Genomic DNA, 25,686 nt, shown 5'->3' on the forward strand with positions numbered 1-25,686 from the left:
AGTCAGGTGGGGAAGAAAAATACGTGAAAATGAGCACAAATTGCGCGAAGCCACGCCAAACCTATGTTATGATTATCAGTGAGAATTGCAAAGAGAGAAAGGGAGCATGATCAATGGCAACGCTGGTCATTTTACGGCACGGGGAAAGTGTCGCGAACCGAGACAACATTTTCACGGGGTGGAGTGACGTGCCGCTGACGGCCAAGGGGCGTGAACAGGCGGCTGCAGCTGGCAAATTGGTGGCGGCCACGGGCTTACAGTTCGGGGCGTTACACACCTCCATGCTGCAGCGCGCCATTGTGACGTCTAACATCGTGCTGGAGGCTATCGACCAACTGTACATCCCCGAATATAAGTCATGGCGGCTAAACGAACGCCATTACGGCGCGTTACGTGGGAAGAACAAGGCCGCGGTCAAGGCGCGGGTCGGCGAGGCCCAGATCAAGATTTGGCGGCGAAGCTTTGAGACGGTGCCACCCTTACTGGATCACGTAAGTCAGGACCGGCGTTACGATCAATTCGGGCCGCACGTGGAGCCCCGGGGTGAGAGCCTGGAGATGGCCTATCATCGGTTATTGCCGTATTGGACGGATCAGATTGCGCCGCGGTTGTTGGATGGGCACAACCAGTTAGTCGTGGCCCATGGCAGTACGTTACGCGCATTGATTAAGTACTTGGACCACGTGGCCGATGCGGATATTAGCAAGGTTGAAGTTGCAAACGGTGAACCCATTCGCTACGACTTTGATAACCGGCTAAACGTGTTAGCCAAGCAAACCCTGTAAGTTTTTAAAGTAAATAATAAGTTCCCGCTGTTGGCGAAGACATTCATTGTCTTTAGCCGACTTTTTCGTATAATCAAGGTAAGACAGTTAGGTCCGACCGTTTAGGCGGTAAAAAAGCAGTAGGGGAATCTAATTGGGGGAGAGAAAATTGAATAAACGAAACTTACGCCATTGGGCGGTATTGTTCGTCGTCATCTTGGGGATTGGCGGCGTGGTTTTTGGTATGCACGCCATTGACCAGCAGGATAAGCGAGAAGTGGCGATGAGTAATCGGCAGCACGCCCAGCAGACCAAGGCGACGTTGGCGGCGGGCGCCGCGGCCAGCAAGCGTCACCGGAATTTAAGCAAGACGGCCTTTGACCGCACGAACAAAGGACAGGCGCATCCAAAATTTAGCTCCCACTTGACCAAGGAGCTGAAGAACAAGAAGTTTGTGGGCACGGCGCTGGTCGTGAAGAATGACCGGGTCGTTTATCAGCGGGCCTTCGGGTTTGCGAACGCCAAGAAGCACAAGAAGAACAAAGTTACGTCGCAGTATCTGATCAACTCGGTGCAGAAATCCATGACCGGCCTCTTGGTCATCAAGGCGGCTCAGGCGGGGCAACTTCAGCTGACGGACCGGTTGAACCAGTATTATCCGGGCATCAAGGGCAGTAACCGCGTGACGATTCGCCAGATGCTCAACATGGAGGCCGGGATTACCGGTGAGCTCAAACCGGGCCGGACGCTGACGGAAAATGAGGTTTACCAGTATGTCAGTCAAAACGTCCGAATCAACCCTAGCAAGATCGGCCAATTCGACTACCAGCAGATCTGTTTCACGTTGCTGGCGGGCATTTTACATCAGGTAACGCATGATTCTTATTACGATTTATTTTACCAACAAATGGTCACGCCGCTGAACCTGAACCACACCGGCTTTGCGCAGCTGCGGTCCAAGACCAAGGGGATGACGACGGGCTATGCCGGCGCCACACCGCGGGATTACAGCGACCCGCACAAACCATCGGCCGCCAGCATGGCCGTTCAGGTGGCCACAGGAAACGCCACAATGAGCACGGGTGACGTGTTCAGGGCGGAGCGGGCAATTGTGCAGGGTAGTCTGCTAAGCACGCCAGCGGGCGCCCAGGTGCTGCATGAGGCGGATGCCACGATTCATTACGCGGGTGGGGTCTACCACCTCGACCAGGGCAACGGGTATTACGGTCACGGCATGGGCGATTACTACGAGAGCACCTTTGCCATCAGTAAGAACGGCAAGAACGGGGTCGTCTTCCTGTCGAACAACTTCGAGAAGAAAACGATGTATCCGGACTGGTCAACGGAAGACCTGGCCTTACAGACGTTCCAACAGATCAATGCAGCGAAAAAATTAAAGTAAATCAGCGACTGCTTAGCCGTCTGTCCATTGGGGAGACGGTTAGGCAGTTTTTTAGTGGCAAATTTTATCAGGAAGTAGTGTTGTTGATGAACAAATTGGGTAGTGGGGATGATTAGTCAACTCATTATTAAATAGATAAAATGTGGCAATGTGCGGTAAACTAAAGAAAAAGGAGGCGGAGCAATGCTCGAAGTTGGCTTCAATCATCAGTTATCCGGGGTGTACGGCGTGTCGCTAGCCGGCATGGTCTTGTTGGCGGTCATCGTGGTCCCACTGGTTCAGAAACGGTGGCACCGGCGCTACCCCGTGCTCAACAGTATGTGGTGGCAACTGACACCCATCCTGGCATTTTCGGCGGTCCAAATGGCCTATGTGCGGTTTAATTTAGTGTTGGGTGGGCTGTTTTTATTGATTGATCTGATGCTCATTTTGGATGGGTATCAGCGGCAGGTCGCTAGGCAACGACATGATCAGCAGGAAAACAAACGGCATCAAAAAAACGTCTGAGATTTTTATCTCAGGCGTTTTCTAGTGATTACTTGAAATAAAGTTAACCGGTTAGCTATTATACAAAATCATTAAATGTTGATGGTGGGAAGTTTTGGAGGAATGTATTTATTTTGTAAGTGAGAATAGATGATTAAGTTAAACGATTAACCTTATTGATTAATGTAAACGTTTTTAGCTTCAAATGCAATGTGTGGCTGTCTATTTATAGCGAACGGTGTATTGATTTTTTTGAAAACGATTATGGTGTTGGACTTGAAGTTACTTGTTTAAAATTTAATAAGCTGGGTAAAGCTAAATACACGTACAGAATCTGAATGAAAGTTGGCTTAATGCTGACACAAAAGGGAATCGTATAGGGCAAATTTTTATGGAAACACTTTTAACAGATGGTAATAGTGAACGCTCGTGATTACTTAAACAAATAAAAAATTCAAAAAACATAATATAGTAGGAAAAAATAAATGCTATATTAATGATTGACAAATGGATTGTAAGCGAATACACTTTGTCTTGTAAGTTCAAGTTAAGCGGTAAACCAATTCCAAAACCAAAAGTTTAAGAAAGCTGTTACTACTGCATTTAATTTTTATTAAGCAATCTTTCATTTAGGTTTATCGGTTAACAAACAGTGGAGGTGTGTGTCATCAATACGAAGACGGAGTTTATTTTGAATACAATTGCCTTTGCTGAGCAATTGCAATCCGGTATTTCTCAGTTAGAGGTAATCCCAGCTGTTGCACGGATGGGGTTTCAAGCCGTTGAAATCAGGAATGAATTTTTAGCAGGCAATGTAGAAGAGTTACATCAAATTCGAGATGAGGCTCAGAAGAACAAGCTCAATGTTTACTATAGTGTTAATGATCCGTTATTTATCAATCAAGGTATTAACCGGAAACTGACACAGTATATTGCAGAGATGCATGAATTAGGGGCCAATCACCTTAAACTTAATTTCGGACAAGTTGCTGAACCTAACGATGAGCTTGTTAGCAAATTGAGTGAGTATTTGGATGACGGCTTCGAACTTAATGTTGAAAATAATCAGACGTCATCCGAAAGCAAGCTAATTGATATTGCAAAATTCTTCAAAGTAGTTCGAAATTTAAAAATTGATATCGGTTTTTGTTTTGATTCGGCCAATTGGTATTGGACTGGTAATACGCCAGAAGATGCGGCAGCACAGCTGGCGAGTGTGACGCGTTATCTCCATCTTAAGAATAAGCGTGGTAGCGATGAAAATCTTAGTGTTACCCCCTTAATTGAAGGTGACATTGATTGGAAAAAACTTGTAAAGAGCTTTCCTGATGTTCGTGAGGTAGCTTTGGAATATGCAGGTACACAGGATGAGGTTCAGCAAGGGCTACAGGCAATACAAAAAGAATACTTGAATTGATAATTGATCAATGAAAAGAGGATGACAGTCAAATGTTAGAGATGGTAAACCAAGTATTCCAGACTTTTGGTGCGAGCGTAGTTGTGCCAATTATGATTTTCATTGTTGCACTTTTTCTGAAAGTCAGAGTACGAACAGCAATGATGAGTGCTTTCTATGCTGGGGTGGGGTTGACTGGTTTTGGTTGGATTATTTCGGCCTTTACACCAGTTGTCACGAAAGTTATTAAGCAAATGGTTAACAACACTGGAATTAAGTTGCCGATTGTTGATATTGGTTGGCAAGCGGGATCATTAGCTACTTTTGGTTCAACGGTTGGTCTGAGTTTCTTTGTTTTTGGATTGATTTTAGAACTAGTATTGTTTGCTGTAGGGGTCACGAAAGTATTTATGCCCTCGAATTTATGGAATAATTTCGGATTTATGGTTTGGGGAACGATGGCCTACTATGTAACTAGAAACTTCTGGCTCTCGTTAGGTTTATCGTTCTTCATGTTACTTTACACTTTAGCTTTAGCTGAAATTCAAGCGGATCGTTGGTCTGACTATTATGGTGTTAAAAATGCTACGGTTAGTTCTTTACATAACATGGAGCAAGCTGTTCCAGCAATCTTATTAGACCCGTTGTGGAATCTAATTGGTTTGAACAAGGTTAAGATGACGCCTGAATACTTTAAAGATAAGTTAGGAGTGTTTGGTGAGCCGACGACCTTGGGAGCTATTCTGGGGCTTATCATCGGGATTCTTGGAAACCTTAAGATCTTAACCACAATGGCCGCTTGGGGACAGATTTTAACCTTTGCAATTGAATTATCAGCCGTCATGACTATTTTCCCACTGGTAACTGGTGTCTTCTCAAAAGCCTTTTCACCACTGGCAGAGGAAATTGACCGTAATAGCCATCGTAATGATGATCCTGATGAAGAAGAAAACAAGGGTTATGATAAGAAACGGTGGTTCTTAGGTGTCGATGATGGTGTTGGGTATGGTGAACCAGCAACGATTATTTCTGGCGTTATCTTGATTCCAATAATGGTTGTGATTGCATTTATTTTACCTGGAAACAAGACGTTACCTGTCGTTGATCTGATTTCAATTCCATTTATGATCGAATCAATTGTAGCAGTAACTCGTGGAAATATTTTAAAAGTTATCTGCAACGGGATTGTCTGGTTCAGCTTAGGATTATATGCAAGCAGCTGGTTAGGTACAATTTATACTGGAGCAATTTCACATTATGGAGTCGCAATTCCAGCTGGTGTTGTCTTGATTACTAGTTTTAACTTAATGGCACGTCCCATGAACGCTGTTGTGTTTGCTGCTTGGATTTCTGGTAATTGGGTCTTTATTGGATTAACAATTATTGCTTACTTAATTGTCGAAGTGTTACTTCGTACTCGACGTGAACAAATTTGGGCTTACTTAAAACGTATGTCAGAAAAGAACGCTGGGTTTACTGGTAGCAAAGAGAAAATTACGTACGACAACGATTAGCTAAAAATATATATGGAGGGTTTTATTATGAAAAAAATTGATGGACATTTGCATTTAGTTCGTTCTATTGCGGGGTTTAATGGTAAAGGCCGGATGACACCATTAGGTGATGGTCGTACAATTTGGGATGATGGGACTGCAATCAAGTTGATTCCAGATGGCTGGGGTAGTGATGATTTCACTGCTGAATCAGCACTTAAGGTTATGGAAGAAAATGGTATTGACAAGGCTGTCTTGCTGCAAGGGAGCTTAAATGGTTACCAAAATTACTACTCATACCAAGTTGCTAAGAAATACCCAGATCGGTTTGTTGCAGCCTTCTCCGTTGATCCGTTCTCAGAATTTTATATGAAGATTGTTAAGCGTCATGTAGAAGACTTAGGTTTCAGAAGCATCAAGTTTGAAATCAGTCAGGGTGGTGGGATGCATGGTTACCACTTCACTACGCCATTTAGATTAGATACCGATCCACGAATTGGTCGTATTTTCCATTTTCTGAGTGATTACCCTGGCTTCTCCGTTGCTGTTGACTATGGTGACTATACGCAATTTAGTCATCAACCAGAGGCAATTGCTAACTTGGCAAAGACATACCCACAACTTAACTTTGTCGTTTGCCATTTGTCATTCCCAAATGCAGATCATCCAGATCGCTTAAAGGCTGAATTAAACCAATGGGCTGGTATTGATAACATCTATACCGATATTTCAGCTATTCAGGATATTGATGGAGAAACTGAATTCCCATTCCCTCGTTGCCAAAAAGATGTCAAAATTGCTAAAGACATTTTAGGCGCCGGACATATTATCTGGGGGACGGATTCACCATGGTCTTCAACCTTCAATTCATACAAGAATTTATCTACTTGGCTTGAAGCAACTGATATCTTCAATAAAAAGGAACTGGAAGATGTCATGTATAATAACGCAGAAAAAGTGTACTTTAATAAGGCTGCTGTCCAAGCAATGAAGGACGCAGAAGATCCTGTACTCAAATAGTATAAAATCCACTCTGAATAGGTAATCAAAAAGCCTGGAAGAGCTGTAATCTACTTAAGATTACAGCTCTTCCAGGCTTTTTTAGTGAGGTTAAAAGCTTTCACGGATAATCATGTCCGTTGGAACTACTTTAACTTGTGGAGCAGGTTCGTTAGTAAAAGTAGTTTCCAATTTATCCTTTAGTAAGTTCATTGCAGAGCACCCAATAGTAAAAGAATCTTGGCGAATACAACTAATACCAGGGTTTAATAACTGCATCCACTCAAACTCTTCGTATGTGGCAACTCCAAAATCAGTTGGATAGGTGTAGTTTAGACGTTGAGCAGACTTTAGCAACTGCAGGAGAACTCGGGAGTTCATTGTAAAAAAGCCGATTTTTTTATGAGGATTAGTCATGATCTTTTTCAGAACCTGATCGAAACCATTACTTTTAGTCAGCTCGGTATTATAAGGAACGGTTAACAGATGTTCATCGTCAAGATAGTTAGTAGCAAGCTTAAACCCAGCGTAACGATTTACCCGGGTACTAAAACTGTCGAGTGGCCAACTAATGAAGTATAAATCCTCATAGCCATTAGCCTGCATTTGAGCAACCATATTTTTTACAGAGTCTCGGTTATCAGTAACGATAGTGTCAATGACGTTACGGCGAGGTTGTCGGTCGACAATGACAGTATATGCATTGGAGAGTTGATTGTAGATATTACTATCTGGATTGACTGGATCAATAATTAGTCCAGCGACTTCTTCTTCACGCATACGATTAATGTTCTCAATTTCACGTTGTTCATCATTGTTGGAGTTTGTAAAGATAACCTTGTAGCCATACTTCTCACAGCGTTCGGAAATTCCAGAGATGACGGGTGTCGTAAACGGATTTGTGATGTCAGCAACCGAGACACCAATAGTTTTATTTTCGTTTTTTGCAAGATTCCTAGCTGTTGTGCTGGGGTGGTAATTGGTTTTATTGATAATGTTAGCTAGCTTTGTCCGTGTGTTATTAGACATTTTTGCATAGTTACCATTCAAAAAATTAGACACTGTTGCTGTGGAGACTTCAGCTAGCTTTGCAATATCTTTAATGGTGAATTTATCCAAAATAGGCCTCCGAAATTCTTAGTTTTGTAACTTAATTTTAGCATGTTTGCAAACGATTAGGTCATGCATACCCTAGTATTTATGTTAATACCTTAACACTAAAGATAGTTGTTTTGTTCTTTCTTTGGGAAAAAGGTGTGTGATTTCAGAAGAAACAGCTATTTGAACACCATTTTAGCCTAACCTATTGACAAAATAAAATGATAGTCTTAAAATCTGTGTATAAGGTAGTTAAGCGGTTAACCTTAAGGGCTTAAGTGACTTGAAAATATTGGGTGCCGTTTTATTTTTAAATTCAGTTGAAAACGCTGCCAGATAATGATATACAGCGAATGAGCTATTTTGAAAATAAAAGTAAAAGGTGTTTTATAATAGTTTGTTAACCGAATTACTTAACTCTCATTTTCAAAAGAATAACAAGTCAGAATTTTAAAAAGGAGATTATAAAATTGGCTAAAGCAAAAGTATTAGTGACTGGTATCATACCAGAAGAAGGATTGACGGAATTACGAGACGTATTTGACGTTACCTACGAGCCAGAGAAAGAAACCCGTGAGTGGATTTTATCTAATTTGGATCAGTTTGATGGCCTATTGCTGATGGGGACTAAGGCTGACCGTGAATTAATTGATGCGGGTAAGAACTTAAAGATTATTACGGCTAATGGAGTCGGATTTGATCACATTGACATCGCATACGCAAAGGAGAAAGGTATTGTGGTGTCAAACTGTCCAATGGGTGTTCGAGTACCAACATCTGAGATGACTTTTGCATTGTTGCTAGCCACTGTTCGGCGCCTATCTTTCTATGATAAGGTCGTTCGTAACGGGGGATGGCTGGACGTTTCCGAACAGAAAAATATGGGAATGAGTCTGCAAGGGAAAACCTTAGGTATTTATGGTATGGGGAGAATTGGTTCTGAAGTTGGCAAGTTCTGTCAGGCACTGGGCATGAAGGTTATTTATAATGATGTTCATCAATTAGACCATAGTCTTGAAGAAAAGCTGGATGTCAACTACGTTAGCTTTGATGATTTAGTTCAAAAGGCCGACGTAATCACGTTACATGCACCAGCTTTGCCATCAACGAAAGGTATTTTTAATGCTAGTGTATTTTCAAAAATGAAGAATACGGCTTACATTATTAATGCTGCTCGTGGCGTCCTAATTAAAGAATCCGACTTAGTTGTCGCTCTTAAGAATGGTGAAATTGCAGGAGCAGGACTAGATGTATTTGAGAATGAACCCAACGTTTCTGCTGAGTTGCGTTCATTAGATAATGTCATCATGTCTCCCCATGCAGGGACGGGAACGTTAGAAGCACGGACCGCAATTGCACAAGAGGCTTCAAAGAATTTAATCTCATTTATTCGCGACGGGAAAGTACTGAATCACGTTAATGCTTAAAGGTTTCTAAGTACCGCGATGGTTTCTTAAAGATAATGTCGCAATAACCACTTCTCTGAAGGGAGTGGTTTACTTTTAGAGATTTTGTTAACCGGTTAACTAGGAGGGAAATTTTGAAATTTGAAAAAGTTTTCAAAGATGTATTGGATCACTGCTATGCAATCATGCGACTGAAGCATGATGATCATGACTTTATTGTTGTTGCTTCGGAAGAGAATAAGCCCTGCTATGCGTATGACTTAAATGATAACTATCGACGAGTAACCGTCTGGCCGGACGTTGGCGGAACCATGACAATGGTTCAAATTCCAGGGACTCTAAACTTCTTGGCCACACAGCGATTTTATCCGGGATTCAATTCTGCTGCTTGCAGAATCGTGAAGGAAACATTTAATGGAAGCGAATGGGACCAAACGATTATTGGTGATTTCCCGTATATTCACCGATTTGATATCTTGCCTAAATCTGATGGTAAAGGCTATTGGTTCGTAGGCTGTTCGATTGCTAATTCTAAAAAGGACACTGACGATTGGACAGATCCTGGAAAAGTTTGGGTTGGCGAGTACAAAGACAGCGAAAGCCGTGTCGATAAGTTACGGGCATTACCAAACTTTAGACTGACTAAAAATCACGGCTATAAACGAATGAGTGGTTATTCGTTAATCACTGGTGTTCAAGGAATCTTTAAGTTGACGCCACCAAATGAATCTTCTGACTGGAAGCTAGAACAGCTTTCAGACATTGAAACTTCCGATATTTTTAGCGCTGACATCAATCAGGATGGACGTCAAGAATATTTGACGATTGAAGAATTTCATGGTCCATACTTGCGTGTTTCAGATGATAATTTTAAGTCCATTACCCGGAGCAAAGCTGATACACCATTTGGACATGCAATTTGGGGTGGTCGCTTAGGAAAGCGTGATTACTTTATCTTTGGTTGGCGGTCAGGAAAACAAAATCTGGAACTCATTTCTAGTGAAAATTTGGATGCGCAATTAATTGATCAACAGGTTGGACCAAGCAATGTAACAGTGTATGAAAAAAATGGGCGAACTTATTTGTTATCAGCTAATCGAGAAGCCAATCAAGTTGCAGTGTACGCTATCGATTTGGAATAGGAGCGTGGGTGAATATGTCCAACAACTTTTTAACCATTGATAATGGGGGAACTAATACGAAAGTTGCCATCTTTAATGATCAAGGGCAGCAGCTTGCAGTTGCAGCGTTTCCTACAAAAAATCGTGAACGGCAATCAGGTTTCCATGAGGTTAATCTGGCAGAACTACGTCAGGACTTAGGTAAAACTATTCATAAGGCGTTGAAAAAGTCCCATTTATCGGGTAGCCAGATCAGCGGCATCTCAACTGTAGGCCATGGAAAAGGTCTCTACACGTTAGATCGTGAACGGCACATTTTTATGGATGGGATTCTTTCAGCTGATAGTCGGGCGGAGGAATATGCTGAGAAATTTGAAAAGCGAGTCCACGAGATTTTTGATATTAGTCATCAGCATGTCATGACCAGTCAGGCACCGGTAATTTTGCGATGGCTAAAAGACCACGAACCGCAGAATTATGCAGAAATAGGTTTCGTACTTTCGAATAAAGATTTTATTCGTTTCCTGTTGACCGGAGAAGTTTTCCAAGAAATTGGAGATGCCTCAGGAAACAATTTAGTAAATCTGAATACGAAGACTTATGACGACAGATTATTAGATTTCTTTGGTATTCCAGAAATGACCGACAAATTACCTAAACTTGTTCAAGCAACTGAGCAATGTGGAACGGTTTCAACTAATGTTGAAGACCTCACTGGTTTAAAGGCTGGGACACCAGTATTTGGTGGTATGTTCGATATTGATGCCTGTGCGATTGCGACAGGAGTGCTGGACAATGATAAGTTCAGCTTAATTGCGGGAACTTGGAATATGAATATTTTTCCTAATGACCACATGGCCCCTGAAGAGAGTGGATTAATGAATTCAATCTTTCCAACCGGGAAGAAGCTTATTGAAGCATCCAGTCCGACTTCGGCAGGAAATCTAGCTATCATGATCAAAATGCTGATGACAGCAGAACAGAGAGATGCGGAAGCTAATGGTAAGTCAATCTACGACAATCTTGAGGTCTTTCTTGAAAATACAGATGCGACATTCTCAAAGATGATTTATTTTCCGTTCTTGTATGGTAGCAATGCTGACCCAGAAGCTTCTGGAGCATTTATCGGTTTGCGTAGTGCAAGCACTAAATCTGAAATGATTCGTGCCGTATATGAAGGAATTGCATTCGCCCATCGTTATCATGTTCAATCTTTACTGCGAGTATTAGGGCACCAACCACAAGTCATTCGTATGTCTGGTGGTGGTACAAACTCACCAAGTTGGGTTCAAATGTTTGCTGACGTTTTAAACTTGCCAATCGAATTGGTTGAAGCTAATGAGCTTGGTGGTTTAGGTGGAGCGATAGCCTCTGCTGTTGGGACTGGACAATATTCTAACTTAGAGGAAGCAGTTGCCAAAATGTCACGGGTTAAGACACGTTATGAACCTCGACCAGAACAGGTAGCTATCTATAATCAAAAATATCAGGCTTATGAGTCACTATTGACTGCCTTAGATGGTCATTGGAATCCCTTGAAGAGCTTCCAGGAAGGAGTAGTGCAATGACAGTAAATGCGTTAGGAATTTACGAAAAGGCTTTGCCACAGAATCTTAGTTGGGAAGAAAAATTTAACTTAGTACATGAATTGGGTTTTAACTTTTTGGAGTTCTCAATTGATGAAAGTGATGAGCGGTTAGCACGATTGGACTGGAGTAAAGAGCAACGCGCTGAGTTTAGAAAAGCAATGTGGAATACGAACAGTCGAATTAACACCATGATGTTGTCTGGGCATCGTCGCTTTCCGTTAGGCTCAGCTAATCCAGAAATTCGGGCTAAAGCGTTGGATATGATGCAAAAGGCAATTAACTTGGCGGTTGATTTGGGTATACGTAATATTCAGATAGCTGGATATGATGTTTATTATGAAAAGAAAACAGTCCAATCACGAGAATACTTTGCTGAGAATTTAACGAAATGTGTCCGAATGGCTGCCGAAAAGCTTGTGACGCTATCTATTGAAACCATGGATGATCCATTCATCAATTCGATGAGCAAAATTGTTCACTATAAGACGATGATTAAGAGTCCATTCTTGCAAGGCTATCCAGATTTGGGAAATATTTCTGCTTGGCCAGAAAATGATGTTTCTGAGGATTTGGAAAATAACATTGAACATGTTGCGGCTGTGCACTTAAAAGATACATTGCCGGTTACGCCGACGTTTAAGGGAAAGTTTAAGGAAGTTCCTTTTGGTGAGGGCTGTGTTGATTTTGAAGGGTGCTTACGACTGCTTGAACGCTTAAATTATTCTGGCAGTTATACGATTGAAATGTGGACTGGGACTTCTGATGATGCTGTAGAAGAAGTTAAAAAAGCCAAGCAGTTTTTTGATGAACTTTTTCAAAAAGTAGGGATTACTCAGGAGCCGGTATCGGTTGTAAAATAAGGAGAATAAATTATGCTCGAAAGTTTAAAACAAGAAGTTTATGAAGCAAATATGCGTTTGCCAAAGTTAGGGTTAGTGACTTTTACTTGGGGAAATGTTTCAGGAATTGACCGTGAAAAAGGGCTTTTCGTCATTAAGCCCTCTGGAGTTGATTACAATGATTTAAAGCCTTCTGATATGGTTGTCGTGAACTTAGATGGGAAAGTTGTGGAAGGTGAACTGAATCCATCCAGTGACACACCTACGCATACGTATCTCTACAACCATTTTCCAAAGATTGGTGGGATTGTGCACACTCATTCCCCTTGGGCAGTTTCATTTGCTGGAGCTAAGATGGACGTACCAGCCATGAACACGACGCATGCCGATACTTTTTATGGAGATGTTCCGGCTGCAGACGCCTTAACAGAAGAAGAAATCAAGGAAGACTACGAAGGCAACACAGGCAAGACCATCGTTAAAACTTTCAACGAACGTGAAATCGATTATGAGGCGGTTCCGGCCGCTTTGGTTAGCCAGCATGGTCCATTTGCTTGGGGACCAACTCCTGATAAAGCAGTGTATAATGCTAAGGTGTTAGAAGTTGTCGCAGAAGAAGATTATCACACGATGCAATTAACACGTGCCAATAGTGAATTGCCACAATACTTGCTAGATAAGCATTACTTGCGTAAGCACGGAAAGAATGCTTATTATGGTCAAAATAATGCGCATTCTAAGGATCATGCTGCACGAGAAAATTAATGCTTTCAGTTTATATCAGATCTAGTAAGTGACGATATTCTCCCCAAAATTCCCTCTATTAACACTGGTTGACAGAGAGTCAAATCTTTTGACTAAAAGTACGCACTAAAAAACGTCTGAGATTTTTATCTCAGGCGTTTTCTAGTGACCAACAACTTAGGCTAAGGCACCCATTGGATCCCAAGGAGCCAAAACAGTTGGTTCTTCAGTTTCTTGAATTTGCTTCAAGTCGTCAGGCAAGAATTGCTTGTTGACCACAACTTGGTAGCAGTATTCGTCCATCCAGGCGTCGCTCATCACGAAGTAACCCTTCGTGCCGACCTTTTCACCCCAGGAGTTTTCAACCTTCCACTTGGTTGGTTGGCCGTCGACTAAATCGACACCAGTCAAGACCATGGCGTGGGTCATCATGCTTTCCCCGTAGTCCAGGCGTTCTGCCTTGGTCGTGGAGAAGTCGATGCTGAAGAGGGCATCCTTGTCGTAGTACTTGGTGTCCATGATTCCCTTTTGACGTTCGGAAGATTGACCAACATCACAACCGAACCAAACAGATTGGCCAGCCTGCAATTGCTTGATGGCTAATTGTTTGAAGTCCTTCATTGTAACGTTCAAATGCTTCACTTGACGGCCGTTGACCACGTTACCCAGCATTTCAACGGTGTAAGTGTGGTTGTATGGCTTGTCAGCGGTTGGCGCGTTGATGATGGACACGTAATCGGTCAAGTCCCAGTTGATGTACTTGTCGAAGAATGACTTTGGCGTTAAGTCCTTGTCGATGTGGTATTGCTTGTCATCGTCGCGGTATTCGAAGTCAAACTTGCTGACGGGTTCGCCGAGGGAGAAACTCAGTAAGCGGTAAACTTCGCCGAGCATCTTGTCTTTGGCAGCGGCGATGTCGTCGGTGCTAGCCTTGTCAGCAACCAGCTTACGTAAAATCACGGCATCCTTACGCAGCTTCAGGTTCAAGGTGCTGTTGAGTTCGTTAGACTTGGAACTGTTGTAGGTTTCAGGCATCACAGACTTGGGCACAATCCCGTATTTTTGAATGATAGCACACAGCATGTCCCATTGCCCACCGTCTTGTTGGGGGGTCGCCATTAAGAAGGCAACCTTCCGACTAGACGTAGGTTGGTCAGCGGTGGCCAAGACGTTTTCGTAGAAGTAGTTAGCTTTTTCAAATTTGTCCCAGAAATTGGTGTAGTTTTGGGATAATTCAAAGTCACTTAAGTTAAACAGGTCGGCTAAGTGATGACGCATGGTGTTCAATGCGGCAAACATCCAGCAGCGGCCACTTTGCTTTTGGTTAGCAACTTTCCCGGTGTCCAAGTCAATGGAGAACACGGGAGTCATGTCGGTTTCGGAAGCGTAATCGGCAGACGTTGCTAAGATACCTTGATGACTGACGGCGCGTTCTAAAACCTTTGCGGTTGGGTCAGTAGCTAAAGCTTGTTGATAACGGGCGGTTTGATCCGCCGTAATTTCTTTACTCAATGACGTCACTCTCCTATCTTATTCTCTCATTGTACTCCAATCTTCTCATTTTTTGTATAGAATTGGGCAAGTTGCTGAAAAATATGGTGACAGGCGAGGCGGGTTTGTGGATACTAGGACTAAACGAAGTGAAAAGGGGCGTGGTGATTTGGCTATTGCGGATAGTATTTTTTACATGGTGGTTTTAGGCGCTGTTGGGGCGACGGTTGTTGGGTTGGTGTGGTTGTTGCTGAGACGTCGAAAGTAAATAATGAAAAAGGGATTGCCTTTCCTCGTAGAACTTGAGGAAGGGTATCCCTTTCAACTTTTAGGTATTTAGTCGTAATTCAAATGCTTGTCTTGATCCAACCCATTAATTTCGGCAATTTCTGCATCCGTTAAGTGAAAACCAGAAATTTCAAAGTTTTCGCGCACCCGGGCTGGCTTGGACGACTTCGGAAAGACCACGAAGCCCGTGTCGATTTGCCACCGCAAAACGATTTGAGCAGGGGACTTGCCGTATTTGTCGGCCAACTTCGAAATGACGGGGTCTTCGAGAATCAAATGACCGTGACCAATTGGGGAGTAGCCTTCATTGATGATGCCGTTGTCCGTATCGAACTTGCCCAGGTCGGCTTGCACCTTGTAGGGATGGCGTTCGATTTGGTTGACCATTGGCTTAACCTTAGCCATGGCAAAGACCTGTTCGAGTTGGTCCTTGGAGAAGTTGGACACCCCGATGGCCCGGACCTTCTTTTGTTGGTACAGGGTTTCTAGGGCGCGCCACGTGTCCAAGGTCAGGTCGAAGTTTTTCTCATTAGGCCAGTGGATCAGATAGAGATCCAGGTAGTCTAGCTGTAAGTCGGCTAACGTCTTGTCAAAGGCGGCCAGGGTCTTGTCGTAACCTTGATCGGCGTTCCAGACCTTAGAGGTGATAAACAGGTCAGACCGGTCAACGCCGGAAGCCTTGATAGCCGCGCCAACGGCTGGTTCATTGCCGTAAATGTGGGCACAATCGAGGTGCCGGTAGCCAGCGTCTAAAGCTGTCTTGATTGATGCGGGGACGTCCTTGCTATCAATTAAATAGGTCCCGAATCCTAACATTGGGATGGTCACGCCGTTGCTTAACTTTGTCGTTTCCATGTCTTTACCTCGCTCTACAAATATTTAACGCATGCCTTAATGATACACTACCGAGCTATTAGTTTCATGGGTGAGGCCTTAACGACAGTCATATATTGATGGCTGTACGAAAAACGCGCCTGGGATTTCTCTCAGACGCGTTTGTTATTGCAATTTTAGATGGTGGAACCAGCTAACCGCCCTATGTCCCACTCTTGAAAAATTAGTCGCGAGCGTTCAAGACTTCTGGGCCGTCTTGACGACCAACGATGACCGTGTTGACCGTGTCCAGGAATAAACCATGTTCCACGATACCCACGATGCCGTTTAACGTGTTGGCTAATTCGTGAGGATGGTCGATGCGACCCAGGTGCAGGTCGATGATGTAGTTTTTGGAGTCGGTTAAGACGTGGCTGCCGTCTTCTTGCATCCGGAAACTAGGGTTGAAGCCCATCTTGTCTAATTTTTCCAAGACGTGGCTGGAACCGAAGGGGATGACTTCCAGTGGCAATGGGAACTTGCCCAGGTGGTGAACCATTTTGCTCTCATCCACGATCCACATGTTCTTGGTGGAGTTGATGGCAACGATCTTTTCCCACAGGTGAGCGGCACCGCCACCCTTGATACCTTGGAAGTTGTCGTCAATTTCGTCGGCACCGTCAATGGTGAGGTCGAGGTGGTCGACTTCATCTAATTGCTTGATGGTGATGCCGAGGGATTCGGCTTGCTTGGCGGAACGGTCGGACGTGGCCACACCAACGATACTGAGGCCTTCGTTCTTCACTCGTTCGCCGAGGGCGTCAATCATGTAACGGACGGTCGAACCGGTCCCGATACCTAAAATCATGCCGTCCTTAACGTACTTAACGGCTTCTTGGCCAACAAGGGCTTTTAATGCGTTTTGATCCATCTTAACTACTCCTCTTCTGTGTGTTCTAGATGTAAAGCAACTGGCTTGACCGCCGCGTCACCGGTCACGGGTAGCTGATTAGCTGCCAAAATGGCCTGTTCCTCGGGGTGCTGGCTGAAGTACCGTTTGGCGTACGGATCAAGCAGTTTAACCGTCACGTTCGCGGTCGTTGCCAGTTGGGTAAAACGATTTATCAGTTGGTCAGCTAGCGTCGTGGCGGACTGTGAAGGGCGGACAAAGATTTGTTCAAGCACCCAGCTGGTGTCGCTCAAACACAGGTAGTGTAGGCTTGCCAGCAGCTGCTCGTCTTGGGTAATCTGCAATTGCCCGGGGTGTTCCGTAATCGTCATGGGTAAACTCCTTTCATGACCAGTCTCGCCTCTAATTCTGGTCTATCGGCCGGTCATTGTCAACTCCTTTTCCCCGGCAAAAAAGTTTGACGCTGGGCAGACTTTTGCTGGTAATCACGGGGGAGGTTGCTTACACTAAAGTAGGCATTGCCGGGCCGACCGAATTGGGAGGCTCACACTGTTTAAACCAATAGCTACAAAAGAAGCTCGACCAATTCAACCGACCAGTTCGGATATAATCGTTGCGAATGCTGGTGTAAATGGTAAAATTACTAACTCACGGTAACTAGGCCAATCGAAAATTAGAGGGTTAACGTCTGTGTAAAAGCTGTTGAACCCAGCGACAAAAAGATAATGATGAGGTCCTCTGCTGATTGGCCTGCTATCACGTTGATTGACTGGATTAATATGCGAGAGACGGTGACGGATGGCTTAGTCGATTACGGGCTAAGCCAATGTAAGCCGCAGGGCTGGGAAACTGGACCAGTCGTGGTAGTGACCAGAGGTGAGCCAAGGTGACCAGCTGTGTCGGTGGTCTTGGCTGGCGTTCTTTGCCAGCCTAGTCCACGGGGCAACCTTTGCGACCGTTCCTCAGGCGCAAAGTTGAGGTGGAAGCCCGTTTCTCAGGCTGGAACCGACCCCACAGCAGGGCAGCTTGAGCTCACCGCCGGGAACGGACGCGACTAGGTCCATTTTCACCAGCCCGGAGGCGACACCAAGGACAAACAAAGACAAAAGACTATCAAGGGAGTGTTTTGACATGCAACGAGGATTTGAAATTGTCAGTAAGTACGCCAACCAAGGACTAAAGCTGCCGTACCGGACCACCCAACAGGCGGCCGGCTACGATTTTGAGTGTGCGGCAGACTTTACCCTGCCATCTATTTGGCGGCATGACCTACTCCACGCCTTCAAGCGACTTCGGCACCAGAACGAGCTGACGACCGAGGAATTACTGGCCGGTCAAAGCGACCTGAAGCCATGGCTGGTACCAACGGGGGTCAAGGCCTACATGCAACCGGGCGAGGTCTTGATTCTGGCCAACCGGTCCAGCAGTCCGTTGAAACACAACCTGATTTTACCCAATGGTATCGGGGTGATTGACGCGGATTACTACAATAATGAAAAGAACGAGGGCGAAATTTTCGTCCAGTTAATCAATGTTGGATTAGAGGACCAGGTCATTAAGAAGGGGCAACGTATTGCGCAGGGCCTGTTCATGCCGTATTTATTGGCTGATGATGAGCAGGCGCCGCAACAACAGCGGACCGGTGGATTCGGGTCGTCTGACCGTAACTAAAACTTTACAATTGACGTTGATAGACTAGTGGGGGATTGCCCGCTAGATATGCTAAAATAAGGGTATTCAGACTAAGAAAAAGGGGGATCTCCGTGGCTAAACCAAGAACGACTTACGTATGTCAAAATTGTGATTATAGTTCACCGCGTTATCTCGGGCGTTGCCCGAACTGTGGTGAGTGGAATACCATGGTGGAGGAAGTGGTCACACCTACGGCCGCAAAGGCTAAGCCTCAGTCAACGCGGACTGCGGTAGGCAGCGAACAATCTCATCCCCAATTAATGAAGGATATCAAGCATTCCAGTGAGACGCGAACCAAGACCAAGATGGAAGAACTCAACCGGGTCTTGGGTGGCGGTATCGTAGCCGGTTCTCTCATCTTAATTGGTGGGGACCCCGGTATCGGGAAATCCACGCTGCTGCTCCAGGTCTCTGGTCAGTTGAGTGAGACCGGTGGCAAGGTGCTGTACGTTTCCGGTGAAGAAAGTGCCTCACAGATCAAGATGCGGGCCGACCGGTTAGTCGTCAACAGCGATAACCTCTACCTCTATCCCGAGACGGATATGGCCAGCATCCGAGCCAACATCGAGCAGATGCAGCCGGATTACGTGGTGATTGACTCCGTTCAAACCATGCAGGCACCGGGCATTGAGTCCGCCATCGGGTCCGTTTCACAGATTCGGGCCGTCACGGGCGAACTGATGCAGATTGCGAAGACCAATAACATTACGATTTTTGTAGTAGGTCATGTGACCAAGGGTGGCGCGATTGCCGGCCCTAAGATTTTGGAACACATGGTGGATACCGTCCTCTACTTTGAAGGGGACCTGCACCACACCTACCGGATTCTCCGGGCGGTCAAGAACCGGTTTGGCTCGACCAACGAACTGGGAATCTTTGAAATGCGCGAGGGTGGCCTGTACGAGGTCGCCAATCCGTCGGAAATATTCCTGGAGGAACGACTCAAGGACGCGACGGGTTCCGCTATCGTGGTTTCAATGGAAGGGACGCGGCCAATTCTGGTCGAAGTTCAGGCCTTGATTTCACCGTCCGTCTTCGGAAATGCCCAGCGGACCTCCAGTGGTTTGGATCGTAACCGCGTGGCCCTGTTGATGGCGGTTTTGGAAAAGCGGGCCAACCTGATGCTCCAGAACCAGGATGCCTTCCTGAAGGCGGCTGGTGGCGTTAAGCTGGATGAGCCAGCGATTGACTTGGCCATTGCCTTGTCGATTGCCTCCAGCTATCGCGATACGGCCACGGCACCAACGGACTGTTTCGTGGGTGAAGTTGGCTTGACCGGTGAAATTCGCCGGGTCAACCGGATCGAATCCCGGGTGGCCGAAGCCAAGAAGCTCGGTTTCAAACGGATTTTTGTTCCTAAGAATAACCTCCAAGGTTGGACGGCCCCCAAAGGCATTGATGTGGTGGGGGTCTCCACCTTGCGGCAAGCGTTAAAATTAGCCCTCGGCGTGTAAGCCACAGGGACCTTTGAAGGGAGGTGAACAAATATGCGTAAAAAAACGGTTGTGTTAATTATTTTCGCCATCTTAGGTGGGGTCATGGGAGCCGCTTACTTCTCCCGGCTCTGGCTACTGATGGGGGTGACCAGTCGGTTACTGAACAACGTTATCGTGAATATTTTGCTTGGTGCCATTATTTTCCTTATTCTTGGAGTCCTCTTCGCGGGCGTGATTCTCCGACTGATCAACCGCATTGAAACGTACCTGAATAAGCAAAACCCGATGACCATTATCTTCGGTAGCCTGCTGACCATTGTGGGCCTGGCACTGGCTTTGCTGATTTCTCAGTTTCTGTTCCACGTGCCGTCATTCTTCATTGGCACGGTGATTCCGTGGATTCTGATGTTGCTGTTCGGTTACTTCGGGTTCCGTATCGGGGCGCGGCTCAGCAAGATTCGGCTGGAGGAGTGGCGGAAGCTGTTCCAATCCCGTGGGAAAAAGGCTGAGGAAGAGGCTGACAAGAAGGTCTTGGACAAGGAAACGGAGCCTAATTTCCATCACTACAAAATCTTGGATACCAACATCTTAATCGATGGGCGGATCTATGATTTGGCTAAGACGGGCTTCCTGGAAGGCACGTTATTGGTGCCGAACTTCGTGCTCTACGAACTCCAGTACATCGCGGATTCTAGCGATTCTATCAAACGAGTTCGTGGGCGGCGCGGACTAGACATCTTGAACAAGTTGCAAAATGAACATATCATGCCAATTGAAATGTACGAGGGTGACTTCGAAGACATTCCGGAGGTAGATAGCAAGTTGATTGCGTTGGCCAAGCAAAACGGCGGGGTCATCGTCACTAATGATTACAACTTGAACAAGGTCATCCAGTTCCAAAACGTTCAGGTCTTGAACATTAACTCCTTAGCTAACGCCCTGAAACCACGAGTCATTCCTGGAGAAAACCTCCACGTGATGGTCGTGAAGAACGGGACGGAACGCCAACAGGGGGTCGCTTACCTTGACGACGGCACCATGGTCGTGGTCGAAGACGGGCGGTACTTTATCAACAAACAACTGGATGTTGTGGTCACCAGTGCCATTCAAACGGATGCTGGGCGGATGATCTTTGCCAAGCCACTACATTCCAGCAAGAACATTGAAGAACAAGCCGATGCCGGTAAGAAAGGGTCTAGCGAGTCCAAAAACGGTAAACGTTCCCGGTAATGGACTAGACAATTTCACATTTCTGGAAAGGATTGAGGCGCACACCTTTATTTTTCCGCGGCGGCATTGTAGAATTAAAGCATTGCGTCATAAAATTATGACGAGGCTTCACCAAATTAACGTAATAAAATTTAGAAAGAGGCGCAAACGTTTTGGCGAAAAATTCAATTCGGGTTCGGTACGCTCCGAGCCCAACCGGTCATTTGCATATTGGTAATGCCCGGACGGCCATTTTCAACTATTTATTTGCCCGTCACAACAAGGGTAAGTTCATCATTCGGATCGAGGATACGGATACGAAACGGAACATCGCTGACGGTGAACGGAGCCAATTAGAAAACTTGAAGTGGCTCGGTTTGGATTGGGACGAAGGTCCTGACGTCGGTGGCGACTACGGTCCTTACCGTCAGTCTGAACGCCGCGACATTTACACGCCACTTATCCAACAACTGTTGGACGAAGGCAAGGCTTACGAATCATACCGGACGGAAGATGAATTAACTGCCGACCGTGAAGCCCAAAAGGCGCGTAAGGAAATGCCTCATTACGAATACGAATATGCTGGGATGAACGAAGAAGAAAAGCAAGCTGCCATTGACGCCGCTAAGGCTAAGGGCTTGAAGCCTGTTATTCGTTTCCGCGTCCCTAAGGATGAAGTCTTTGAATGGGACGACATGGTTAAGGGTCACGTGGCCTTTAACTCCGACACCATTGGTGGGGACTTTGTTATCGCCAAGCGCGATGGGATGCCAACCTACAACTTTGCCGTTGTCGTTGACGACCACAAGATGGCCATCAGCCACGTCTTCCGGGGCGATGACCACGTTGCCAACACGCCAAAGCAATTGATGATCTACCAAGCATTCGGTTGGGAAGCCCCAAAGTTTGGGCACATGAGCCTGATCATCAGCAAGGACACCGGTAAGAAGCTGTCCAAGCGTGACGAATCCGTCTTACAATTCATCGAACAATACCGTGACCTGGGTTACTTACCAGAAGCTATGTTCAACTTCATTCTGTTGTTGGGCTGGTCCCCAGTCGGTGAAGATGAAATCTTTAACCGGAAGCAATTTATCAAGATGTATGATGAAACGCGTTTGAGCTCTTCACCAGCCACCTTTGATAGTGACAAGCTGGAATGGTTGAACAACCGTTACGTGAAGGATGCTGACGACAGCACCATCATGGACCTGGCTTTGAAGCAATTGATCAAGGCCGGCAACATTCCTGCTAACCCAGACAACATGAAGTTGGAATGGGCGCGTCAATTAATCAATTTGTACAAGCGGCAAATGAGTTACATGGCCCAAATCAATGACATGGCTTCGGTCTTCTTTGAAGAACCCGAACAAGTCAGTGGTGAAGCCTTTGACGAAATTAACAACGAAACGGCCCCGGTCGTTTTGAAGGAATTCGCTGCCCAAATTGAAAAGCTCGACCTCTTTGATTCCGTAGAAATTTTCCACGTGATCAAGGCCGTTCAAGCCAAGACCGGCATCAAGGGCCGTCAACTTTGGATGCCAATCCGAATTGCCGTGACCCACGAAATGCACGGGCCAGAATTACCAGAATCCATCGAATTAGTTGGACGGGAGACCGCCTTAAAACACATTCACCAGACCTTAGCACAATTAGAAGGCTAATGATTTGGTAAAGAAGCCGAGTGAGGGCCAATTGGCGCTTCATTCGGCTTCTTTGTTATCGGGTGAATATGCTACAATGGAGCTAACTCATTTGGTCCTGCATGGTTTGCCTGAGTTAAAAGGTTTCGTCAGTGTGGCAAAGTAGTCGCTTGGATGTCAGTCTAAGCGCGGGTACACAGAAACGGCCGCCAGCAGGGCTAATTCAAACTATAATTCAACTAATGACGTGAAAGGAGCTTCGGCATGCTCAAAGTTTTTAATACCATGACTCGCCAGAAAGAAACATTCGAACCAATTACCCCGGGAGTGGTCAACATGTACGTGTGTGGCCCGACCGTTTACAATTACATTCATATTGGGAATGCGCGGAGTGCCATTGCCTTTGATACGATTCGACGGTACTTTGAGTATCGGGGCTATCAAGTGACCTACGTGTCTAACTTCACGGATGTCGATGATAAAATGATTAATGAAGCCCACAAGGAAGGCATCACCGTGCCCGAATTGGGGGACAAGTTCATTGCGGCCTTTAAGGAAGACACGGCGGCCTTGAACGTGGAACCCGCCACGGTTAATCCCCGGGCGACCGACCACATCACTGAAATCGTGGCGTTTGTTCAGGACTTGATCGATAAGGGTTACGCCTATCCGGTTGATGGGGACGTCTATTATCGCGCGCATAAGTTTGCCCACTACGGCGAACTGGCTCACCTGAACCTCGACGACCTTGAAGAGGGGGCTTCCCAGCATACCAATGATGAGGAGACCGCCCGTAAGGAAGATCCCGTCGACTTTGCTCTGTGGAAGGGCGCCAAGCCGGGTGAAATTTCCTGGCCATCTCCTTGGGGCGCTGGTCGGCCGGGCTGGCACATCGAGTGCTCGGTCATGTCGACCCATTACCTGGGCGATACCTTTGACATTCATGGTGGTGGCGAAGACCTGATCTTCCCCCATCATCAAAATGAAATTGCCCAGAGTGAAGCCAAGACTGGTAAGCCATTTGTCCATTACTGGCTGCACAATGGTTTCGTCACGGTGGGCGATGATGACGAAAAGATGAGCAAGTCACTCGGAAATTTCGTCACGGTGCACGACATCTTGAAGACCGTGGATCCGCAGACGTTGCGCTTCTTCATGGCAACGACCCAGTATCGTCGGCCCATCCAGTATACGCAACAGAACCTGGACACGGCGGAACGCAACCTGGAACGGCTCCAGACGGCGTACAACAACATGGGCTACCGCCTGAAGGATGCCGAAGACGGTAATGATCCTAAGGTTGAACAGGAAACCCGACAAATTATTGCGGACTACATTGATGCCATGGATGATGATTTTAACGTGCAAAATGGGGTCGCCGAAGTCTTTGAGCTGTCCCGTTTGGGGAATGTCTACGCGGAACGGCCCGTGGTTTTTGCCGGGACGCTGGAGTTTATGCGTAAGACGTTAGTCGACCTGCTCAGTGTCTTTGGCGTGAAGTTGGCCGAGGCCACGAGCCTGGGTGACGACGGAATTCAAGCCTTGATTGACGAACGCTTGGCTGCCCGAAAGGCCCGGAACTTTGAACGTAGCGATGAAATCAGAGAACAATTGAAGAACCAAGGGATTATTTTGGAAGACACGCCCCAAGGGACGCGTTGGCGAAAGGAAAATTAATGACAGCGACAGTGGATTATCAACAACTGAATGGGGTGGCCCTGGCCTACATGGGTGATGCTTCCTATGAAGTCATCATCCGGCGGCACCTGATTGCGGAAGGCTTAGCCAAACCCAATCATTTACAGAAGAAAGCCACCCATTACGTGTCGGCCAAGGCCCAAGCAGCCTTGATCAGCCTGATGGAACAAGACGGCATTTTAAGTGAGGACGAGTGGACCATGTTCAAACGCGGGCGTAATGCCAAGAGCTATACCCACGCCAAGAACACGGACGTCGTGACCTACCGAATCTCAACCGGGTTTGAGGCCTTAATGGGCTACTTGGCCCTGAGTGGGCGGCAAGATCGCGTGGATGAACTCGGCCAATGGTGCATTGAACAAGTAGAAGCGGGGCGGACTGAATAATGACAGAACAAGCAAATACCGAAACCAGTAGCGATTTCGTGATTGGCCGGCACCCAGCCGTCGCCGCATTACGGAGTCAACAAACGATTAACAAGGTCTTTCTCCAAAGTGGCTTAAAGGCTGAGGCCATTGACGAGATTCGCCAATTGGCTAAGAAGCGACATTTAGTGATTTCCGAAGTGCCTAAGCAAAAGTTAGATCTCTTGACCGATCACCAAAATCACCAGGGGGTCGTTCTGGGCGTGGCAGCATTTGAATACGCCACAATCGATGACCTCTTCGCTAACGCTGAAAAGGCCGGCGAAGAACCCTTCTTCTTGATTCTAGACGGTGTGGAAGATCCCCATAACTTGGGGTCCATCTTACGGACGGCCGATGCCAGTGGTGTCCACGGGGTGATTATCCCTAAGCGCCGGGCCGTTGGACTGACGTCAGTCGTGGCCAAGACCTCGACCGGCGCCATCGAACGTGTGCCCGTTGCCCGGGTAACCAACCTGGTCAACACCGTGCATGACCTGAAGGACCGTGGCGTCTGGGTCTTTGGGACTGACATGGCCGGAACCGACTATCGGGATTGGAACGCCAAGGGCGCCAGTGCCCTGATTATCGGTAACGAAGGCAAGGGCATTTCTCGTCTCTTAAAGGAAACCGTTGACCAGATGTTAACGATCCCCATGGTCGGCGAAGTGCAGAGCTTGAACGCGAGTGTCGCGGCGGGACTGTTGATGTATCAAGGCTTCAGTTCCCGGCACCCGGTTCAACACTAAGGAACGGTTACGAGCG

General features: G+C 46.1%; 23 protein-coding genes. 18 read left to right on the plus strand and 5 right to left on the minus strand.

The window, feature by feature from the left end; genetic code table 11:
- The first annotated feature begins 113 nt into the window (after positions 1 to 113).
- The 6 genes from EKM84_RS10170 (at position 114) to EKM84_RS10195 (ending at position 6,561) form a co-directional block, all read left to right on the plus strand.
- Positions 114 to 785 (plus strand): 2,3-bisphosphoglycerate-dependent phosphoglycerate mutase, encoded by a 672-nt coding sequence (locus EKM84_RS10170; RefSeq protein ID WP_125765656.1) that lies wholly within the window; start codon positions 114 to 116, stop codon positions 783 to 785.
- Positions 786 to 933: 148 nt separating this feature from the next.
- Complete coding sequence (locus tag EKM84_RS10175; protein ID WP_125765657.1) at positions 934 to 2,166, plus strand: serine hydrolase domain-containing protein; 1,233 nt, start codon at positions 934 to 936, stop codon at positions 2,164 to 2,166.
- A gap of 183 nt (positions 2,167 to 2,349) precedes the next feature.
- On the plus strand, positions 2,350 to 2,673 hold the full coding sequence (locus EKM84_RS10180) for a hypothetical protein (protein WP_125765658.1): 324 nt from the start codon (positions 2,350 to 2,352) through the stop codon (positions 2,671 to 2,673).
- A 670-nt stretch (positions 2,674 to 3,343) separates the two neighbouring features.
- Entirely contained in the window at positions 3,344 to 4,069 is a 726-nt protein-coding gene (locus tag EKM84_RS10185) for a sugar phosphate isomerase/epimerase family protein (protein WP_125765659.1), read from the plus strand.
- A 32-nt stretch (positions 4,070 to 4,101) separates the two neighbouring features.
- A complete protein-coding gene (locus tag EKM84_RS10190) occupies positions 4,102 to 5,562 on the plus strand; it encodes a PTS galactitol transporter subunit IIC (protein ID WP_125765660.1) in 1,461 nt (486 codons plus the stop codon).
- 27 nt (positions 5,563 to 5,589) lie between these two features.
- Positions 5,590 to 6,561, plus strand: a complete 972-nt coding sequence (locus EKM84_RS10195; RefSeq protein WP_125765661.1) for an amidohydrolase family protein — start codon at positions 5,590 to 5,592, stop codon at positions 6,559 to 6,561.
- 90 nt (positions 6,562 to 6,651) lie between these two features.
- Here the strand turns inward: EKM84_RS10195 and EKM84_RS10200 are convergent, their stop codons facing one another.
- The gene (locus EKM84_RS10200) at positions 6,652 to 7,659 is read right to left on the minus strand and encodes a LacI family DNA-binding transcriptional regulator (protein WP_125765662.1); all 1,008 of its coding nucleotides are present in this window, start codon (positions 7,657 to 7,659) and stop codon (positions 6,652 to 6,654) included.
- 449 nt (positions 7,660 to 8,108) lie between these two features.
- On the opposite strand from EKM84_RS10200, the gene EKM84_RS10205 reads away from it, so the two are divergent.
- The 5 genes from EKM84_RS10205 (at position 8,109) to EKM84_RS10225 (ending at position 13,358) form a co-directional block, all read left to right on the plus strand.
- Positions 8,109 to 9,065 (plus strand): NAD(P)-dependent oxidoreductase, encoded by a 957-nt coding sequence (locus EKM84_RS10205; RefSeq protein WP_125765663.1) that lies wholly within the window; start codon positions 8,109 to 8,111, stop codon positions 9,063 to 9,065.
- 113 nt (positions 9,066 to 9,178) lie between these two features.
- Entirely contained in the window at positions 9,179 to 10,186 is a 1,008-nt protein-coding gene (locus EKM84_RS10210) for a hypothetical protein (RefSeq protein WP_125765664.1), read from the plus strand.
- Positions 10,187 to 10,200: 14 nt separating this feature from the next.
- Positions 10,201 to 11,733 (plus strand): FGGY-family carbohydrate kinase, encoded by a 1,533-nt coding sequence (locus EKM84_RS10215; RefSeq protein ID WP_125765665.1) that lies wholly within the window; start codon positions 10,201 to 10,203, stop codon positions 11,731 to 11,733.
- A complete protein-coding gene (locus tag EKM84_RS10220) occupies positions 11,730 to 12,614 on the plus strand; it encodes an L-ribulose-5-phosphate 3-epimerase (protein ID WP_125765666.1) in 885 nt (294 codons plus the stop codon). The genes EKM84_RS10215 and EKM84_RS10220 overlap by 4 nt, the downstream gene beginning before the upstream one ends.
- A gap of 12 nt (positions 12,615 to 12,626) precedes the next feature.
- Positions 12,627 to 13,358, plus strand: a complete 732-nt coding sequence (locus EKM84_RS10225) for an L-ribulose-5-phosphate 4-epimerase (RefSeq protein WP_125765667.1) — start codon at positions 12,627 to 12,629, stop codon at positions 13,356 to 13,358.
- Positions 13,359 to 13,514: 156 nt separating this feature from the next.
- Here the strand turns inward: EKM84_RS10225 and EKM84_RS10230 are convergent, their stop codons facing one another.
- From EKM84_RS10230 to EKM84_RS10245, 4 genes are all read right to left on the minus strand, one after another.
- Positions 13,515 to 14,849, minus strand: coding sequence for a C1 family peptidase (locus tag EKM84_RS10230; protein WP_125765668.1), 1,335 nt, complete (start codon positions 14,847 to 14,849; stop codon positions 13,515 to 13,517).
- Between the two features lie 315 nt (positions 14,850 to 15,164).
- Positions 15,165 to 15,971, minus strand: coding sequence for an aldo/keto reductase (locus EKM84_RS10235; protein ID WP_125765669.1), 807 nt, complete (start codon positions 15,969 to 15,971; stop codon positions 15,165 to 15,167).
- A 202-nt stretch (positions 15,972 to 16,173) separates the two neighbouring features.
- A complete protein-coding gene (gene rpiA / locus EKM84_RS10240) occupies positions 16,174 to 16,860 on the minus strand; it encodes a ribose-5-phosphate isomerase RpiA (RefSeq protein WP_125765670.1) in 687 nt (228 codons plus the stop codon).
- A gap of 5 nt (positions 16,861 to 16,865) precedes the next feature.
- A complete protein-coding gene (locus EKM84_RS10245; protein ID WP_125765671.1) occupies positions 16,866 to 17,210 on the minus strand; it encodes an N-acetyltransferase in 345 nt (114 codons plus the stop codon).
- Positions 17,211 to 17,970: 760 nt separating this feature from the next.
- On the opposite strand from EKM84_RS10245, the gene EKM84_RS10250 reads away from it, so the two are divergent.
- From EKM84_RS10250 to rlmB, 7 genes are all read left to right on the plus strand, one after another.
- On the plus strand, positions 17,971 to 18,510 hold the full coding sequence (locus EKM84_RS10250; RefSeq protein WP_125765672.1) for a dCTP deaminase/dUTPase family protein: 540 nt from the start codon (positions 17,971 to 17,973) through the stop codon (positions 18,508 to 18,510).
- 92 nt (positions 18,511 to 18,602) lie between these two features.
- Positions 18,603 to 19,985: a DNA repair protein RadA gene (radA, locus tag EKM84_RS10255; RefSeq protein ID WP_125765673.1), complete on the plus strand. Its 1,383-nt coding sequence runs from the start codon at positions 18,603 to 18,605 to the stop codon at positions 19,983 to 19,985.
- Positions 19,986 to 20,018: 33 nt separating this feature from the next.
- Entirely contained in the window at positions 20,019 to 21,197 is a 1,179-nt protein-coding gene (locus EKM84_RS10260; protein ID WP_125765674.1) for a PIN/TRAM domain-containing protein, read from the plus strand.
- Between the two features lie 152 nt (positions 21,198 to 21,349).
- Positions 21,350 to 22,840 carry a glutamate--tRNA ligase gene (gltX, locus tag EKM84_RS10265; RefSeq protein ID WP_125765675.1) on the plus strand — a complete coding sequence of 497 codons (1,491 nt, stop codon included), beginning with the start codon at positions 21,350 to 21,352 and terminating at the stop codon, positions 22,838 to 22,840.
- A 243-nt stretch (positions 22,841 to 23,083) separates the two neighbouring features.
- On the plus strand, positions 23,084 to 24,496 hold the full coding sequence (gene cysS, locus EKM84_RS10270) for a cysteine--tRNA ligase (RefSeq protein ID WP_125765676.1): 1,413 nt from the start codon (positions 23,084 to 23,086) through the stop codon (positions 24,494 to 24,496).
- A complete protein-coding gene (locus EKM84_RS10275; protein ID WP_125765677.1) occupies positions 24,496 to 24,903 on the plus strand; it encodes a Mini-ribonuclease 3 in 408 nt (135 codons plus the stop codon). Before cysS ends, EKM84_RS10275 begins: the two co-directional genes overlap by 1 nt.
- Complete coding sequence (gene rlmB, locus EKM84_RS10280; protein WP_125765678.1) at positions 24,903 to 25,670, plus strand: 23S rRNA (guanosine(2251)-2'-O)-methyltransferase RlmB; 768 nt, start codon at positions 24,903 to 24,905, stop codon at positions 25,668 to 25,670. The genes EKM84_RS10275 and rlmB overlap by 1 nt, the downstream gene beginning before the upstream one ends.
- Positions 25,671 to 25,686 lie beyond the last annotated feature (16 nt).

The sequence above is a fragment of the Levilactobacillus mulengensis genome, assembly GCF_003946045.1.
Lineage (GTDB): Bacteria > Bacillota > Bacilli > Lactobacillales > Lactobacillaceae > Levilactobacillus > Levilactobacillus mulengensis.

Coding starts and splice junctions, on each gene's coding strand:
- EKM84_RS10170 (WP_125765656.1), top strand. CDS start 114: ATGGCAACGCTGGTCATTTTACGGCACGGGGAAAGTGTCGCGAACCGA.
- EKM84_RS10180 (WP_125765658.1), top strand. CDS start 2,350: ATGCTCGAAGTTGGCTTCAATCATCAGTTATCCGGGGTGTACGGCGTG.
- EKM84_RS10190 (WP_125765660.1), top strand. CDS start 4,102: ATGTTAGAGATGGTAAACCAAGTATTCCAGACTTTTGGTGCGAGCGTA.
- EKM84_RS10195 (WP_125765661.1), top strand. CDS start 5,590: ATGAAAAAAATTGATGGACATTTGCATTTAGTTCGTTCTATTGCGGGG.
- EKM84_RS10215 (WP_125765665.1), top strand. CDS start 10,201: ATGTCCAACAACTTTTTAACCATTGATAATGGGGGAACTAATACGAAA.
- EKM84_RS10220 (WP_125765666.1), top strand. CDS start 11,730: ATGACAGTAAATGCGTTAGGAATTTACGAAAAGGCTTTGCCACAGAAT.
- EKM84_RS10225 (WP_125765667.1), top strand. CDS start 12,627: ATGCTCGAAAGTTTAAAACAAGAAGTTTATGAAGCAAATATGCGTTTG.
- EKM84_RS10235 (WP_125765669.1), bottom strand. CDS start 15,971: ATGGAAACGACAAAGTTAAGCAACGGCGTGACCATCCCAATGTTAGGA.
- rpiA (WP_125765670.1), bottom strand. CDS start 16,860: ATGGATCAAAACGCATTAAAAGCCCTTGTTGGCCAAGAAGCCGTTAAG.
- EKM84_RS10245 (WP_125765671.1), bottom strand. CDS start 17,210: ATGACGATTACGGAACACCCCGGGCAATTGCAGATTACCCAAGACGAG.
- EKM84_RS10250 (WP_125765672.1), top strand. CDS start 17,971: ATGCAACGAGGATTTGAAATTGTCAGTAAGTACGCCAACCAAGGACTA.
- EKM84_RS10260 (WP_125765674.1), top strand. CDS start 20,019: ATGCGTAAAAAAACGGTTGTGTTAATTATTTTCGCCATCTTAGGTGGG.
- cysS (WP_125765676.1), top strand. CDS start 23,084: ATGCTCAAAGTTTTTAATACCATGACTCGCCAGAAAGAAACATTCGAA.
- EKM84_RS10275 (WP_125765677.1), top strand. CDS start 24,496: ATGACAGCGACAGTGGATTATCAACAACTGAATGGGGTGGCCCTGGCC.
- rlmB (WP_125765678.1), top strand. CDS start 24,903: ATGACAGAACAAGCAAATACCGAAACCAGTAGCGATTTCGTGATTGGC.